Annotated in this window: 8 protein-coding genes; 5 read left to right on the plus strand and 3 right to left on the minus strand. The window is 75.1% G+C overall.

Annotation, left to right across the window (positions count from 1 at the left end; genetic code table 11):
• The first annotated feature begins 252 nt into the window (after positions 1-252).
• Positions 253-471: a hypothetical protein gene (locus AB0J46_RS27515; protein ID WP_358002785.1), complete on the plus strand. Its 219-nt coding sequence runs from the start codon at positions 253-255 to the stop codon at positions 469-471.
• Between the two features lie 86 nt (positions 472-557).
• On the opposite strand, the gene AB0J46_RS27520 is transcribed toward AB0J46_RS27515, so the two are convergent.
• The 3 genes from AB0J46_RS27520 to AB0J46_RS27530 are packed head-to-tail and all read right to left on the minus strand — an operon-like array spanning position 558 to position 4,259.
• On the minus strand, positions 558-1,772 hold the full coding sequence (locus tag AB0J46_RS27520; RefSeq protein WP_364336757.1) for an ROK family transcriptional regulator: 1,215 nt from the start codon (positions 1,770-1,772) through the stop codon (positions 558-560).
• A gap of 31 nt (positions 1,773-1,803) precedes the next feature.
• On the minus strand, positions 1,804-3,579 hold the full coding sequence (locus AB0J46_RS27525; RefSeq protein ID WP_364336759.1) for an ATP-binding protein: 1,776 nt from the start codon (positions 3,577-3,579) through the stop codon (positions 1,804-1,806).
• Positions 3,576-4,259: a response regulator transcription factor gene (locus AB0J46_RS27530; protein WP_364336761.1), complete on the minus strand. Its 684-nt coding sequence runs from the start codon at positions 4,257-4,259 to the stop codon at positions 3,576-3,578. The genes AB0J46_RS27525 and AB0J46_RS27530 overlap by 4 nt, the downstream gene beginning before the upstream one ends.
• 90 nt (positions 4,260-4,349) lie before the next feature.
• Between AB0J46_RS27530 and AB0J46_RS27535 the strand changes: the two genes are divergently transcribed.
• The 4 genes from AB0J46_RS27535 to AB0J46_RS27550 all read left to right on the plus strand — a co-directional run.
• Positions 4,350-5,093: a L,D-transpeptidase gene (locus AB0J46_RS27535; protein ID WP_364336763.1), complete on the plus strand. Its 744-nt coding sequence runs from the start codon at positions 4,350-4,352 to the stop codon at positions 5,091-5,093.
• A 29-nt stretch (positions 5,094-5,122) separates the two neighbouring features.
• Positions 5,123-5,398: a hypothetical protein gene (locus tag AB0J46_RS27540; RefSeq protein WP_364336765.1), complete on the plus strand. Its 276-nt coding sequence runs from the start codon at positions 5,123-5,125 to the stop codon at positions 5,396-5,398.
• A gap of 882 nt (positions 5,399-6,280) precedes the next feature.
• Entirely contained in the window at positions 6,281-11,026 is a 4,746-nt protein-coding gene (locus tag AB0J46_RS27545; protein WP_364336767.1) for an amino acid adenylation domain-containing protein, read from the plus strand.
• Positions 11,023-16,058 (plus strand): amino acid adenylation domain-containing protein (locus tag AB0J46_RS27550; RefSeq protein WP_364336769.1); only part of this gene is annotated, 5,036 nt, incomplete at its 3' end. The genes AB0J46_RS27545 and AB0J46_RS27550, both read left to right, overlap by 4 nt.

The raw sequence follows: 16,058 nt of genomic DNA on the forward strand, positions 1-16,058 counted from the left end.
ATGGTCAAAGTTTTCGAAGTTTCGTTTCCCTTAGAACGGGAAAGCGGCATAAATCGTACTTTGGGGCCGTAAGGCGCGGAGACGGCCCAGACCATCCATGGCATGCACAGGCGGTCGGATACACCCCCACGGCGTCTTTCACGCCGATGAAAGTTTCATGACCCGGCACCCGGTTATTCCGCCGCGACAATCCCACCGGAGCCGTGAGTGATAATGTCCACCGACATGATCTCCCCAGTCGCAGGAGGACGAATGCGAAAGGCACGCGCTGTTCTCGTCTCGGCCGTCATGGTCCTTGGAGTGTCGCTGACGATCGGCGCCGCCCCGGCGAACGCCGAGAAACTGGCCGGCGTCTTCAAGGAGCACGCGGAGTGCGAGCGGATCGGCACCAAGGGCATCGACCAGAACTGGTGGGACGACTATTCATGCCAGTGGGAGAGCAAGTACAGCTACTACTTCCTCTACGCGTGACCCCGTGAGACGCACGCCCCCCGGGCCCGCGGATCGAACCGGGGGCGCGTGCGCCCGCCGCGATCGACGCAAGCCGGACGGCCCTCTCAGCGCAGGGCGGCCAAGGTGGTGAGGGGGTTGTCCAGGAGGCCGGCGAAGGCGAGTTCGGCGGCTCCGGCGAGCGTGGTGTCGTCACCCAGGGCCGTCACGGCCAGGCGGACCCGTTCCCGCGACACCGGCAGCACGTGCGCGTCGATCCGGGCACGGACGCGCGGCTCGGCGCCCGGATAGACGTCGCGCAGCATCCCGCCGAAGACCACGAGCGCCGGGTTGAACAGGTTGATGAGGTTGACGACGCCGACGCCGAGCCAGTCGCCGACGCGGTCGAGGGCGTCCCGCGCCCTGGCGTCACCGGCGCGGGCGAGCGCGACGACGGACCGGATGCCGTCGCGGCCGACGAGGTCGCCGGACCGTCCCGCGTAGTCGAGCAGCGCCTCCTCCCCCACCTCGGCCTCCAGGCAGCCGCGCGACCCGCACAGGCAGGGCCGGCCGTCGAACGGGTTGACCAGCATGTGCCCGAGTTCGCAGCCGTAGCCCGTGTCGCCGTCCAGGAGTTCGCCGCCGACGATGATCCCGCCGCCGACGCCGACGTCCCCGTGCAGATAGACGAGGTTGTCGGCGTCTCGTCCCGCGCCGCGCACGTGCTCGGCGATCGCCCCCATGTGCGCCTCGTTGCCCACCTCGACGGGCAGCCCGAGGCCGAGCCCGGCGCCGAGTTCCGCGCCGAACGCCTGGTCCACCCAGCCGAGGTGCGGCCCGTACCGCACGGTGCCGTCGGTCCGTCTGATCAGCCCGCAGTACGAGGCGCCCACCCCCACGCACAACGAGCCCGGCCCGGCCCCGGCGACCAGCTCGCGGCCGAACGCGGCCAGGACCCCGACGACGTCCTCCAGGTCGACCCCGGCGCGGGCGCGGACCGCCTCCCTGCGGTCGAGGACCCGGCCGCCCAGCCCGACACGGGCCGCGACCAGCCGGTCCACGGCGACGTCGAACGCCAGCCCGTACACCGTGCCCTGCTCGGGCATGACGACGATGGACGGCCGCCCCGCCCGGCCCCGCCCGGCCGGCACGCCCTCGCGGACGAGCCCGGCCGCGGCGAGCTCGGCGGTCAGGTCCATGATGGTGCTGCGGTTGAGGCCCATCCGGCGGCCGAGCGCGGCGCGTGACACCGCCCCCTCGTTGTGGACGCGCCGCAGCACCTCGCTCAGGTTCCGCTGCCGCATCTGCTCCTGCGTGCGCACGCCCACCGCCGATCCCGTCATCCCCGTCACCCTAGGACGTGTCCTCACAGGATCACGGTCGTGCCGGGAGGCGCAAGGAGAAGATGGTGCGGACGCCCGGGGTGCTGGCGGCCGTGGCGGTGCCGCCGTGCGCCTCGGCCAGGTCGCGGACGATCGCGAGGCCGAGGCCGCTGCCGCCGGTGCGGCGGTTGCGGGACTTCTCCGCCCGCCAGAACCGGTCGAAGACGTGCGGCAGGTGCTCGGCGCGGATGCCGATCCCCGTGTCGGTCACCTCGATGACCACGTGGTCGCCGTCCTGGCGGGCGGCCAGCGTGATGTGCCCGCCGGCCGGCGTGTAGCGCAGGGAGTTGGTGACGAGGTTGCCGATGGCCTGGCGGAGTCGTACGGGGTCGGCGGTCAGGGTGGGGGCGCCGATGATGCCGGTGGTCAGGGTGAGCCCGGCGGCCTCGGCGCGGCCTCGGTGGGCGGTGGCCACCTGGTCGAGGAGGTCGCCGAGGTGCACGGGTTCGAGGTGCAGGCGCAGCTTGCCCGCGTCGGCGAGGGCGAGGTCCTGGAGGTCGTCCACGATGTGCTGCAGCAGCAGGAGTTCCTCGACCAGGGAGGCGATGAGCGCGGGGTCCAGCTCGGCGACGCCGTCCTGTGCCGCCTCCAGCCAGCCTCTGAGGTTGCTCAGCGGGGTGCGCAACTCGTGGGAGACGTCGCTGACCATGGCCTTGCGCTGCTCCTCCATGCGCTGGAGGTGCTCGGACATCTCGTTGAACGCCGTGGCCAGCTCGCTGATCTCGCCGGTCGTCCTGACCTGGACGCGGGCGGAGCTGTCCCCGTCGCGCATCCGCCGGGCGGCGTGGGTGAGCGCGTTGACCGGGCCGACCAGGCGCCTGGCCGCCATGACGCTGACGCCGACGGTCAGCACGAGCACGAGCAGGGCGGCGCCGGCGATCGAGGGCAGCGGGATGCGCGGGCCGGTGGCCTCGGCCGGGGATCCGATATACAGGTAGGCGGCGGGGGCGACGTAGGGGTCGAGCTGTTCCTTGCGGGCGGCGACGATGCAGGACGAGATCGTCTGGCCGGGCTCGGCGGCCGTGGACGCCGGCCGCTTCTCCTTCGGAACCCAGGTGAGGTCGAGGCCGACCGAGCCGCGTTCCGCGCCCTTGCCCTTCAGGCATCTGTCGACCAGGAGGTTGAGCTGCTTCAACGCGGCCTTCTCGGTGCGCGTCGGCGTGTTGAAGGTGACCGCGTCGCAGGGGGCCGTCACCGCCGGGGCCGGGCTCGGCTCCTGCGGGACGCCCTCGCCGGTCGTCGTCACGGAGGGCCTGCCGGTGTGGGAGACGGTCGTCCGGACGGGCTGCCCGGTACGTCTCATGCAGGCGGCGTATGCGTCGGCGGCCTTCCCCAGCCGGACCCGGTCACGGTCGGGCAGCAGGAAGGGGCCCACCGCGCGGGGATCGATGCGGTCCTCGGCCGTCCCCGGCACCAGGGTCACGTCCACGGCCAGCGGATCGACGACGGCCGACACCCGGGCGGGCAGCGGGGTCCCGGCGGCCGCCGAGTCCGCGATGAGGGCGCCCTTCTCGGTGGTCAGCGCGACGCGGCGGCTGTTGGCGGCGGCGAGGTCGCGTACGGTGGCGGCGACGCCGGACCAGTCGGGATGGCGGGAGGCGTAACCGAGCAGGCTGTTGTTGATCTGGGCGTCGCTGGCCAGCGTCTGGCCCTGCTCGCGCTGGATCGCGCCGGAGGTGCTGCTCGCGGCCAGCCACGCCGTCGCCGTGATCGAGCAGACCGCCACGACGGCCGAGCTGGTGAGCAGCCGGACGAACAGCGACCTCATGCCGGGGTCAGCTTGTAGCCGACGCCGTACACGGTCAGCAGCCGGGACGGGCGGCGCGGGTCGGGCTCGATCTTCTTGCGCAGGTTCATCACGTGCACGTCGACCGTGCGTTCGGTGATGAACCGGTCGAAGCCGTGGACGCGCTCCAGCAGCTGCTTCCTGGTGAACACCCGTTCCGGCTCGGCGGCCAGCGTCTCGACGATCCGGAACTCCGCGAGCGTGCAGTCGACCGGCGTGCCCGCCACGGTGACGGTGTGCCTGACCGGGTCGACGACCAGGTCGCCCGCCCGGAACAGCCGGCCGGTCTCCGGCGCCCTGCCGGTGCGGCGCAGCAACGTGCGCACGCGGGCCATCAGCTCGCGCGGGCTGTACGGCTTGGTCATGTAGTCGTCGGCGCCGAGGTCGAGCCCGAGCAGCAGGTCGTCCTCGGTGGAGCGGGCGGTCAGCATCAGGATCGGCAGGTCGGACTCGGCGCGCAGCACCCGGCAGACGTCCAGGCCGTCGACCTTCGGCATCATCACGTCGAGCAGCACGAGGGCGGGGTCTCCCTGCCGGGCCTCGTCGATCGCCGAACGTCCGTCGTGCACGACGCGGACCTCGTGGCCCTCGCGCTCCAGGTAGCGCCTGAGCAGTTCGGCCTGCTTGGGGTCGTCCTCGGCGACCAGCACGTACGCGCACATGGCCCGAGGTTATGCGCACTCCGCGAGTGCATACGGGATCCGCATGACAGGCAAACAGGTTCCACACATTCTGCCGCCAGGCTGCGCCGGGTGAGAACCAACCTGCTTCGTACGGCCGCGGCGACGGCACTCGCCCTCCTGTCGGCGGGCTGCGCGGGCAGCGCAGGCAGCGCCGTACGACCCGACCCCGCGAGCACCACGGCGAGCACCGCCGCGCGCACCGAGCCGGCGGGGGGCGCCGGATCGAGGATCGCGAGCGTCAAGGGGGCCCGGATCACGATCTACCGGGGCAGACAGGGCGCGGCCCAGAGGACGATCACCAGTCCCAACGACTACGGCGCGACGCGCGTCTTCCTGGTGGAACGCGACGAGGGCGACTGGCTCCAGGTACTGCTGCCGATCCGGCCCAACGGCAGCAAGGGCTGGATCAAGGCCGCCGACGTGACGCTCGCGGAGACCTCCCACCGCGTGGAGATCGACCGCGGGGCGTTCCGCTTCACCGTCTACGACGGCGACCGGCCGGTCAGGACGGGCAAGGTCGCGACCGGCGAGGCCGGGACGCCGACGCCGCCGGGCCGCTACTTCTTCACCGAGCTGGTGAGGCCCACCGGCGACGGCGGGGCCTACGGCGCGTACGCCTTCGGGCTGAGCGGTTTCTCGCCGGTGCTGAAGAGCTTCGCCGGCGGCCCCGGCCAGCTGGCGATCCACGGGACGAACAAGCCGTCCGCCATCGGCACGCGGGCCAGCCACGGCTGCGTCCGGGTCAGCAACGACGACATCACCTGGATGGCGAAGAACCTGGCGATCGGCACTCCGGTCGTCGTCAAGGGCTGAGGCCCTGTTCGAAGGATGAGAGGAACCCTATGAAGATCAGAACCATGCTGGTCGGCGGCGTCGCGGCGCTGGCGCTCGCGGCGGGCCTCGCCGGGCTCTCGGGGACGGCCTCGGCCGAGCCCAAGAAGCCCGCCGCAGTGCCCGCCGCGGTGCCCGCCGCAGTGCCCGCCGCAGTGCCCGCCGCAGTGCCCGCCGCGGGCCCCTCCGCGGCGCCCTCCCCGGTGCCCGCCGAAGGCCGGCCCACGGTGGAGCGGACGGCGGGGCCGAAGGAGCCGGTCGCCGTCAAGCCGCGGTACACCGGCTGATCACGACCCGTCGCCGCCGCGTGGCGTCCGTCCTCTCCTGCCCGTCGGCCGCGTCGGCGGCCTGGCCATCACGGGCAGGAGCAGGGCCCGGACGCCGCGGCGCCGCGTGCGCGGCCACGCCGTCCTCGACCACGCACACCACGGCGTCCGTGACGCCACCTCCCCCGCCGGGGCCCGACCCCGGCGGGGGTCTTCTTTTTCCCGGCCCTCCTCTGCGCCGACACCTGAGGGCCCTTCCCGTCGCGCTCCCGGCCTCACCGTCCCGCGAGGTCCCGCGACGGATGTGCTTTCCCGTCCGCGCTTCCTGTTGCGCGGGGTTGACGAGAACCCTTCTCCGGATGTCAACGGGACCCTGACATTTCGCCCTCTTTCGCGCCTTTCGACCCCGTTTGCGAGACCGTACCGGCGAAGAGGATCATGTCGGTGTGGCGTTCCGGAGCAGTGGCGAGAAGGCCGCACTCCTCGCCCACGTCCGGAGCCCGGGGTTTGCCTGTCGCCGGCCCAGGAGGTTCGCGCGCTCCGGCCGACGCCGGGCGCCGGGACGTCGCTGACCCCCTGCCGAGCCGTCCCCGCCCACCGGCCGATGACGCGCTCTCCTGCAAGCAAGATCATGGCAGGTTCCAAGTCAGCGGCAAGCCGGGTCACCGATGCTGTTGCGCGGACGACCATGGGCGAAAGGAGCACGTAACCGCAGAACATGACATTTGCCGCGAAGGCCCCCCGCCGCACCCGCCGACCGCGCGACACTGAACCGCCCGCACGACGCCGCACGACCCCACGCGCCCAGCGACGACCTCGCCCGGGCCCGCGTGCCGTCCCGAGGAACGGGCTGTTCCATACCGCCCACCCGGGCACGTTTGACCTTTGCTGGAAAGAGGACACATGACTACGGATGTGACGGGCGCGAACCGCCCTCCCACCGACTCGCCGGGACGCCTCCACGAGGCCCTGGAGGCGCAGTGCCGGCGGACACCCGATCGCCTCGCCGTCGTCGCGGGCACGAGCCGGATGACCTACGCCGAGCTCGACCGCAGGGCCAACGGGATCGCCAACGCCCTGGCCGCGCGAGGTGTGGGACGCGGCGACCTGGTGGGCATCTGCCTCGACCGCGACGAGTGGCTGGTGCCCGCGCTGATCGGGGTGCTCAAGGCGGGCGCGGCCTACGTGCCGCTGGACCCGGCCTACCCCGCGGAACGCTTACGTTTCATGGCCGAGGACGCCGCCATGACCGCGGTGGTCACCTCGGCAGCGCGGCGCGAGACCGCGGCGCCGACCGGCGCGGACACCGTGCTCGTCGACGGCGTGACGCCCGCCGCGCACGGGCCGCAGGCGCCCGGCGAGCCGGGCGACGCCGCGTACGTGATCTACACCTCCGGCTCCACCGGCCGTCCCAAGGGCGTGGTCGTGGAGCACCGCAACACCCTGAACCTGGTGCGCTGGGAGGCGGCCGCGTACACCGCCGAGGAGCTGAGCGGCATGCTCGCCGGCTCCTCCATCTGCTTCGACGCCTCGATCACCCAGATCTTCACGCCGCTGTTCGCCGGCGGGACCGTGATCATGGCGGACAACGTGCTGGCGCTGCCGACGCTGCCGGCCCGCGACGAGGTGCGCACGGTCTTCGGCGTCCCGTCCGCGCTGTCGGTGCTGCTGCGCGAGCCGCTGCCGGACGGCGTGCGCATGGTGCTGTCCGGCGGCGAGCGGCTGACCGCCGCGCTGGTCGCGCGCATGTACGCCAACCCCGGTGTGCGCCGCGTGCTCAACATGTACGGCCCCACCGAGTGCACCACCGGCTCCACCCTGTTCGAGGTCAGCCGCGACCACCAGGGCGACCCGCCGCTGGGCGGGCCGATGGCGAACGCGCTGCTCAGCGTGCGCGACGCCGCCGGCAACCCGGTCCCCGAGGGAGATGTCGGCGAGTTGTGGATCGGCGGCCCGAACGTGACCCGCGGCTACCTGGGCCACGACTCGCAGGCGTTCGGCACCGAGCCGGACGGCACCCGCGTCTACCGCACCGGCGACCTGGTCCGGCGGGTGGACGGCGAGCTGCGCTACGTGGGCCGCGCCGACGACCAGGTCAAGATCCGCGGCTACCGGGTGGAGCTGGGCGAGGTCGAGTCGGCGCTGGACCGCCATCCCGCGGTGCGCCGCGCCGTCGTCCTGGCGCACACCGACGACGACGGCATCGCCTACCTCGTCGCGCACGTGGCCGCCTCCGGCGTGACCGAGCCCGAGCTGCGCGACTGGCTGCGTGACCGGCTGCCCGACCACCTGGTCCCGGCCAGGATCGGCGTGACCGGCGACCTGCCGATCGCCCCCACCGGCAAGGTGGACCGCGCGGCCCTGCCCAAGCTGGGCGCCGCCCGGACGGGGAGCGCGGCCCCGGTCGCGCCCCGGACGGACGACGAGCGCCAGGTGGCCGAGGTGATCGCGGACGTGCTGGGCCTGCCGGAGGTGGGCGTGCACGACCGGTTCGCCGACCTGGGCGGGCACTCGCTGGCCGCCGCCCGGGTGGTGACCGAGCTGTCCCGGCGGCTCGGGCACACCGTGCCGCTGGCGACGTTCCTGACCGAGCCGACCGCCGCCGGGCTGGCGGCGCGCCTGCGCGAGCCGGGATCGGCTCCGGTGCGGCGGACCGGCCGGACCCGGCACCCGCTCACCGCCGCGCAACGCGAGTTCTGGACGTTGCGCCAGCTTCACCCGCACAGCCCGGTCACCACCGTGTCGATCCGGCTGCGCGTGCGCGGCCTGAGCGGGAGCGCGCCGCTGCGCCGGGCGCTGGACGCGGTCCTGCGCCGGCACGAGGCCCTGCGCAGCACGATCTCCGTCGGCGAGGACGGCGTCCCGTACGCGGTCGTGCACCCGCCCGTCGCCGTTCCCCTGGCCGAGCATCCGGCGGGCGCGGACCCGGTGAAGGTGGCCAGGGCCGCGGTGGAGCACGTGTTCGACGTGACGACCGAGGTGCCGTTGCTGCGCGCGAGCCTGTGCCCCGTCGGAGAGGGCGTGGCCGAGCTGGTGCTCGTGACGGACCACATCGCCTTCGACGGCGGTTCGACCGGCGTGCTGATGGACGAGCTGGCCGCCGAGCTGGCGGGCGAGCCCGTCCCCGAGCCTGCGGTGCAGCTCGGCGACGTGGCGGTGCGCGAGCAGGAGGACCGGCCCGACCTCGCGCGGCTGCGGGAGTTCTGGCGCGACGAGCTGGCGGGGGCGCCGGTGGCGGGGCCGCCGCCCGGCGACCTGACGACGTGCCGGGTGATCAGGCCGCTCACCGAGGAGTTCACGGACGGCGTGGCCGCGCTGGCCCGCGCGTGCGGCGCGACCCCCTACGCGGTGTACCTTGCCGCGCTCGCCGTGGCCGCCGGGGAGCCGGACACGCTGGTCGGCATGGTCGCGGCGCGGCGCGCCCGGCCGGAGCTGGCCCGGGTCGTCGGGCCGCTGATCGACACGGTGCCGGTGCGGCTGCGGCCGGACGCCGCGCCGACCTTCCGCGACCTGGTCCGGCAGGCCGGGCAGGCCGCCACGCGGGCGCTGGTCCACCAGGAGGTCCCGCCCGCCGACGTGCCCCGCGCCCCGGTGCTACTGGCCATGCAGCACGCCGAGGTGCCGGTGCGCGCCGGCTGCCTGGAACTGCTGACCGAGGTCGGCCCGGGCGCGGCGGTGCACGAGTTCAGCGTGCTCGTCAACCGCACGGCCGCCGGCGCCGAGCTGCATCTGGAGTACGCGGTCGCGCTGCTCGGCCGGGAGGCGGCCGGGGCTTACCTGGACCGGCTGCTGTGGCTGCTGCGGCGTGTGGTGGCCGAGCCGGACCTGGCGATCGCCACGTTCGAGCCGGTCACCCCGGACGAACGCGCCGCGCTGCTGGCCCGCGCGGCCGGCCCCCGGCTGCCGGACGACCTGCCCCCGGTGCCGCTGTCGCTCGCCGCGCACGCGGGTGGCACGGCGGGCACGGCGGTGGTCGGCCCGGACGGCGTCGCCCTGAGCCACGCCGAGCTGAACGACCGCGCCGACCGGATCGCGGCCGGGCTGCTGGCGCACGGGGTGTCGCGCGGCGACGTGGTCGGCGTGCACGTGCCGCGGGACGAGATGTTGCCCGCGGCGCTGCTGGGCGTGTGGCGGGCGGGGGCGGCGTACCTGCCGCTGGACCCGGAACACCCGGCCGAGCGGCTGCGCCTGCTGGCCGCGGACGCCGGCGCCCGCGCGGTCCTCACCCGCGGCGGGACGCCCCTGGAGACGGCGCCCGGCGAGGACGGGCCGGTGACGCTCGACGTGGACCGGCTCGCGGCGGGCTCCCGCGCGGACCTTCCCGAGGTGCGCGCCGAGGACCTGGCGTACGTCACCTACACCTCCGGCTCCACCGGCGCCCCCAAGGGGGTCGAGGTCACCCACGGCGCCCTGGCCGCCCTCGTGGCCGGGATGATCTCGACGCTCCGCCTCGGACCGGCCGACGTGCAGCCCGCGGTCGCGCCGCTGAGCTTCGACGTCTCCGCCTCCGAGCTGTGGAGCGTCCTGGCCGCCGGCGGCACGTCGGTGGTGGTGGACAGGGCCACGGCCACCGACGGGCACGCGCTGGCGGAGCTGATCACCACCAGCGCGGCCACGGTGATCGACCTGGTGCCGACCGCGTACCGGATGCTGATCGCGGCGGGCTGGGCGGGTGACCCCGCGCTGCGCGCCGTCGCCGGCGGGGAGGCGCTGGACCCGGCGCTGGCCGAGCAGATCCTGCTGCGCGTCGGCGAGTTGTGGAACGCCTACGGGCCCACCGAGACCACCGTCACCTCCATGCTGCACCGGGTGCGCGCGCACGAGGGCGACCGGGTGCCGATCGGGTCGCCGATGCCGGGCGAGCGGGCGTACGTGGTCGACGCGCGGCTGCGGCTGGTGCCGCCCGGCGCGGTCGGCGAGCTGCTGCTGGGCGGCGCCGGGGTGGCCCGGGGCTACCGGGGCCGTCCGGACCTGACCGCGGCCGCCTTCGTGGCCGACCCGTTCACGCCGGACGGCCGCTGCTACCGCACCGGCGACCTGGCCCGCTGGCGGCCGGACGGGACGCTGGAGTTCCACGGCCGCCGCGACCACCAGGTGAAGGTCCGCGGTTACCGGATCGAGCTGGGCGAGATCGAGGCCGTGCTGCGCGAGGTCGCCGAGGCCGCGGTGACCGTGGCGGGCACGGACGCGCAGGCCCACCTGGTCGGCTACGTCGCGCCGGAGACGGCGGACCTGGCCGCGGTCGAGCGGCACGCCCGGTCCCGGCTGCCCGGTCACATGGTGCCACGCCGCTGGGTCGCGCTGCCGGCCCTGCCCACGCTGCCCAGCGGCAAGGTGGACCGCCACGCGCTGCCCGAGCCGGACACCGGCCCGGCCCCCGCGCGGGTCGAACCGGCCACCGAGGCCGAGCTCCTGGTGGCCGCCGTCTGGGCCGAGGTGCTCGAACGGCCCGAGGTCTGGGCCGGCGACGACTTCTTCGCCCTCGGCGGAGCCTCGTTCGCCGCGACCAGGGTGGCCGCCCGCCTGCGCGAGATGTTGCAGGTCACCGTGCCCGTGCGGCTGGTGTTCGACCGGCCGGTGCTGGCCGACTTCGCCGCCGCGCTGGAGGAACTGCTGGCCGCCGACCTGATGGAGGGGAACGAGGGATGACCGAGGTACGTGAGGACCGGATCGCCGAACTCGTCCGGTCCAGGCTCGCCGCCGCCCTGAAGCAGAAGGAGCAGGCCGCCGTCCCCCGGATCCCGGCGACGTCGGCCGCGGACATGCCGCTGTCGCCGGCGCAGGAACGGCTGTGGTTCCTGGCCCAGCTCGAACCCGGCACGCCCGCCTACAACGTGCCGCTGACGCTGCGGCTGCGCGGCCCGGTGGACGTCGCCGCCCTCACCGGCGCGGTGGCGGACCTGGCCGAGCGGCACTGGATCCTGCGCGGCGTCATCGAGGACGGACGCGTGCGGCCCGTCGCCGCCGTGCCGGTGCCCGTGGTCGACATGGTGGCCGCCGCCCCGGCGGAGCTGGAGCGGGAGCTGGCCGAGCACGCCTGGCGGCCGTTCCGGCTGGACGCCGAGCCGCCCCTGCGGGCCACGCTCTACCGGCTGGGCGACGAGGAGTGCGTGCTCGCGCTCACCCTGCACCACATCGCCACCGACGCCTGGTCGGAGCGCGTCCTGCTGGACGATCTCGGCCACCTGTACGCCGCCCGCCTCGGCCTGGAGCCGCCCCCCGCTCCCCCGGCCCTGCAGTACGCGGACGTGGCCGCGTGGGAGGCCGGGCGGCCCGACGCCGACCTCGACTGGTGGGCCGGTCACCTGGCGGGCCTGCCGCCGGTGCTCGACCTGCCGCTCGCCCGCCCGCGCCCGGCCGTCCCCACGTGGGAGGGGGCGGCGGTCGCGGTGGAGGTGCCCGAGGCGTTGTCGGCGAAGGTGCGCGCGGTGGCCGGGACGTCGCCGTTCATGGTGTTCCTGGCCGGACTGCAGGCGTTGCTGAGCCGCCTGTCCGGCGTGGACGACATCGCGATCGGCGTGCCGCACGCGGGCCGCCACCACCCCGACGCCGAACGGGTCGTCGGCTGCTTCATCAACACGCTGGTGGTGCGCGGCGACACCGCGGGCGACCCGACCGGCGCCGAGCTGCTGGCACGGGCGCGCACGGCGGCGCTGGACGCGTTCGCGCACGCCGGCACGCCGTTCGAGCGGGTCGTGGAGCGGCTGCAGCCGGAGCGGAACCTCGCGGTCACGCCGCTGTTCCAGGTGATGCTCAACGTCTACGACACCGGCGCGCCGCTGTCGCTGCCGGGGCTGACGGTCGAGGCCGGGACGCCGCCCGCGCCGACCGCCAAGTTCGACCTGAACCTGGAGCTCGGCGACGACGGCACCCGCTTCTCGGGCGAGTTACGCTTCCGCACGGACCTGTTCGACGAGGCCACCGTGCGCCGGCTGGCCGGCTGGTACCTGGAGCTGCTGGACGGCATGCTCACCGACCCGGACGCGCCGGTGCGGCTGCCGGCCGGCGACGACCTGCGCGGCCGGGGCGCCGGCCTGCCCGTGGACGCGCCGCTGCACACGCTGGTCGAGCGGATGGCCGACGCCCGCCCCGACGCGGTCGCGGTCGGCTCGCTCAGCTACGCCGAGCTGGACCGCCGCGCCAACCAGGTGGCCCACTGGCTGCTGGAGAGCGGGGTACGGCCGCAGGAGCCGGTCGGCGTGCTGCTGGAGCGGCGGCCCGAGCTGGTGGTGGCCGTGCTCGGCGTGCTCAAGGCGGGCGCCGCCTACCTGCCGCTCGACCCGGTCTACCCGGAGCGGCGCAACCAGGCGGTGGTGGCCGACGCCGGAGCGCGGATCGTGCTCACCGGCGCCGAGCTCGCCGCCGCGGCGGAGGCGTCCGGCGAGCGTCCCGGCGTGGCGGTGCGGCCGGAGCATCTGGCGTACGTGATCTACACCTCGGGCTCGACCGGGCGGCCGAAGGGCGTCGCGGTCGAGCACCGGCACATCACGCACTACCTCGGCGCGGTGGCCGAGATCGTCCCGGCGGGGATGACGTCGTTCGCGCTGGTCTCCACCGCCGCAGCCGACCTGGGCATGACGAACCTGTGGGGCGCGCTGACCACGGGCGCCACCCTCCACCTGATCGACCACGAGACGGCCACCGACCCGGCCGCGTTCGCCGCCCGCCTGGCGGCGCACCCGGTGGACGCGATCAAGATGGTGCCCAGCCAGCTGGAACTCCTCGGCACGGCCGCCCTGCCCGCCAAACTGCTGATCCTGGCCGGCGAGGCGGTGCCGGCGGACCTGGTCGCGCGGGTCCGGGCGGCGCGGCCGGACCTGGAGGTGCAGATCCACTACGGCCCCACCGAGACCACGGTGTCGGTGCTGGCCTGCGACGCCGGCCAGGCCCTGGCCCAGCTGGGGCCGGGCCGGGCGCCGCTGGGCCGGCCGCTGGCCGACGTGGTGTGCCGGGTGGCCGACCCGTCAGGACGGGCGCTGCCGCCCGGCGTGCCCGGCGAGCTGTGGATCGGCGGCCCGAGCGTGGCCCGCGGCTACCTGGGCCGTCCGGACCTCACCGCGGAGCGTTTCACCGGCGGCTGGTACCGCACCGGCGACCGGGTCCGGGTGACCGGGGACGGGCTGATCGAGTTCCTGGGGCGGATCGACGACCAGGTGAAGGTGCGCGGCTTCCGCGTCGAGCTGGGCGAGGTCGCCGCGGCGTTGCGGGCCCTGCCGCAGGTCGCGGAGGCGTACGTGCAGCCGGTCGGCGACGGCCTGGAGCGCCGCCTGGCCGCCTGGGTGACGCCCGCGACCGTGGACGTGGCCCAGGTGCGCTCGGCGCTGCGCGAGCGGCTGCCCGACTACATGGTGCCGGCCGCGATCGGCGTGCTGGAGGCGTTGCCGCTCACCCCGAACGGCAAGGTGGACCGGGCGGCGCTGCCCGTCCCCGAGGCGGGGCCCGCGGTGCGGGTGCCGCTGGGCACACCCGCCGAGCGCCTGGTCGGCGAGGTCTGGGCCGACGTGCTCGAACTCGCCGAGGTGTGGGCGGACGACGACTTCTTCGCCCTCGGCGGGCACTCGTTCGCGGCGACCCGGGTGGCCGGGCGGCTGCGGGAGCGGCTGGGCGCGGCGGTGCCGGTGCGGCTGCTGTTCGAGCACCCGGTGCTGGCCGACCTGGCCGCCGCGCTGCCCCGTCCGGCCACTGCGGCGCGCGTGCGGCGCGCGCCGGCGGACGGGCCGGTGCCGCTGTCCGGGGTGCAGGCCAGGCTGTGGTTCCTGGCGCAGCTCGAACCGGACAGCAGCGCCTACAACGTGCCGGTGGCGCTCCGGCTGCGCGGCCCGCTGCGCGCGGAGGCGCTGCTGGACGCGGTGCGCGACCTGGCCGGACGGCACCACGTGCTGCGCGGCGTGGTCGACGACTCCGGCCCCGAGCCGGTGATGGTGGTCCGGGACGCCGCCGAGGTGCCCGTCTCCACCGCGCGCGTGGACCGGTCCGAGGTCGAGGACGTGCTGGCCGGGCACCTGGCGACGCCGTTCGCGCTGGACCGGGAGCCGCCGATGCGGGCGGTGCTGCTCGCCGTCGGCGATCCTGGGGACGACGACGAGCACGTGCTCTCGCTCACCTTCCACCACATCGCCACCGACGCCTGGACGCGCGGGCTGCTGCTGTCGGAGCTGTCCGGCCTGTACGCGGCCCGCCTCGGCCTGCGCCCGCCGCTCGACCCGCCCCCGGCCCAGTACGCCGAGGTGTCGCCGGTCCCCGACCCGGCCGACCTGGACTGGTGGGCCGGGCACCTGGACGGCCTGCCGCCGGTGCTCGACCTGCCCACCGACCGGCCGCGCCCCGCGGTGCCCGACCCGGGCGGAGCCGCGCTCGACCTGGAGCTCCCGGCAGAGCTGAGCGAGCGGATCAGGGCGGCGGCCGCCGCCTACCGGTCCACGCCGTTCATCGTGCTGCTGGCCGGGTTGCAGGCGCTGCTGGCCCGGCTGTCGGCGAGCGCGGACATCGCGGTCGGCGTGCCGGTCTCCGGCCGCGACCACCCGGACACCGAAGGCGTGGTGGGCTGCTTCCTCAACACCGTGGTGGTGCGGACCGACGTGGGCGGCGACCCGGCCGGGCGCGACCTGCTGGCCCGCGCGCGGGAGTCCGCCCTGGGCGCGCTCGCGCACGCGGGCACGCCGTTCGACCGGGTGGTGGACCGGCTGCGGCCGGAGCGGAACCTGGCGGCCACGCCGCTGTTCCAGGTGATGCTCAACTACGTCCCCGGCGTGGCCGGGGCGGAGTTGCCCGGCCTGGAGGCGTCCGAGATCCAGCTGCCGGAGCTGACCACCAAGTTCGACCTGAGCTGGCACGTCGTGGACGACGGGCCGGGCGCGCCGCTGCGCGGCGGGCTCGCCTACCGGACCGACCTGTTCGAACCGGGCACCGCGGCCAAGCTGACCCGCTGGTACGCCGCCCTGCTCGACGGGCTGCTCGCCGACCTGGACGCGCCGGTGGGCGCGGTGCCGCTGGAGCCGGTGACCGGCCCGGCGCTGGCCGGCGGGCCGCCGCCGGAGCCGCCCGCCGGGGCGGTGCACCACCTGATCGAACGCTGGGTGGACGAGACCCCCGGCGCGCCGGCCGTGGTGGGCGCCGACCGTGCCCTGACCTACGGGGAGCTGGAGGCGGCCGCGAACCGGATCGCCCACTGGCTGCTGGACGCCGGGGTGAGCGCCGACGAGCCGGTCGGCGTGCTGCTGGAGCCGGGCGCGGACCTGGCGTGCGCGTTGTTCGGCATCCAGAAGTCGGGCGGCGGCTACCTGCCGATGGACCCGGCGTACCCGGCGGCGCGGATCGCCGCGATGCTGGAGGCCGCCGGGGTGCGCGCCGTGGTGACGGTGAGCGAGTTCGCGCCCCTGATCGGGGACGGCAGGCAGGTGCTGACGCTGGACCGGCCGCCGTCCCTGCCGGACACCCGGCCCCGGGTCGAGGTGCTGCCGGAGCACCTGCACCACGTCATCTTCACGTCGGGGTCCACCGGCACGCCCAAGGCGGTGGCCGCCGAGCACGGCGGCGTCCTGAACTACCTGGGCGGCATGCTGCCGCGCATCGGCGTGCCCGGCGGGTCGTTCGCGGTGGTCTCCACACCGGCCGCCGACTTCGGCCTGACCTGCGTGTTCGGCGCGCTGACCACCGGCGGGACGGTGCACCTGGTGCCGCG

The organism is Nonomuraea sp. NPDC049758 (assembly GCF_040674635.1).
In the GTDB taxonomy this organism is placed as follows: Bacteria; Actinomycetota; Actinomycetes; order Streptosporangiales; family Streptosporangiaceae; genus Nonomuraea.

What these genes read in the sequence shown, in the direction of transcription:
- AB0J46_RS27515 (WP_358002785.1), top strand. Translation starts at nt 253, where the DNA reads ATGCGAAAGGCACGCGCTGTTCTCGTCTCGGCCGTCATGGTCCTTGGA.
- AB0J46_RS27540 (WP_364336765.1), top strand. Translation starts at nt 5,123, where the DNA reads ATGAAGATCAGAACCATGCTGGTCGGCGGCGTCGCGGCGCTGGCGCTC.
- AB0J46_RS27545 (WP_364336767.1), top strand. Translation starts at nt 6,281, where the DNA reads ATGACTACGGATGTGACGGGCGCGAACCGCCCTCCCACCGACTCGCCG.
- AB0J46_RS27525 (WP_364336759.1), bottom strand. Translation starts at nt 3,579, where the DNA reads ATGAGGTCGCTGTTCGTCCGGCTGCTCACCAGCTCGGCCGTCGTGGCG.
- AB0J46_RS27520 (WP_364336757.1), bottom strand. Translation starts at nt 1,772, where the DNA reads ATGACGGGATCGGCGGTGGGCGTGCGCACGCAGGAGCAGATGCGGCAG.
- AB0J46_RS27530 (WP_364336761.1), bottom strand. Translation starts at nt 4,259, where the DNA reads ATGTGCGCGTACGTGCTGGTCGCCGAGGACGACCCCAAGCAGGCCGAA.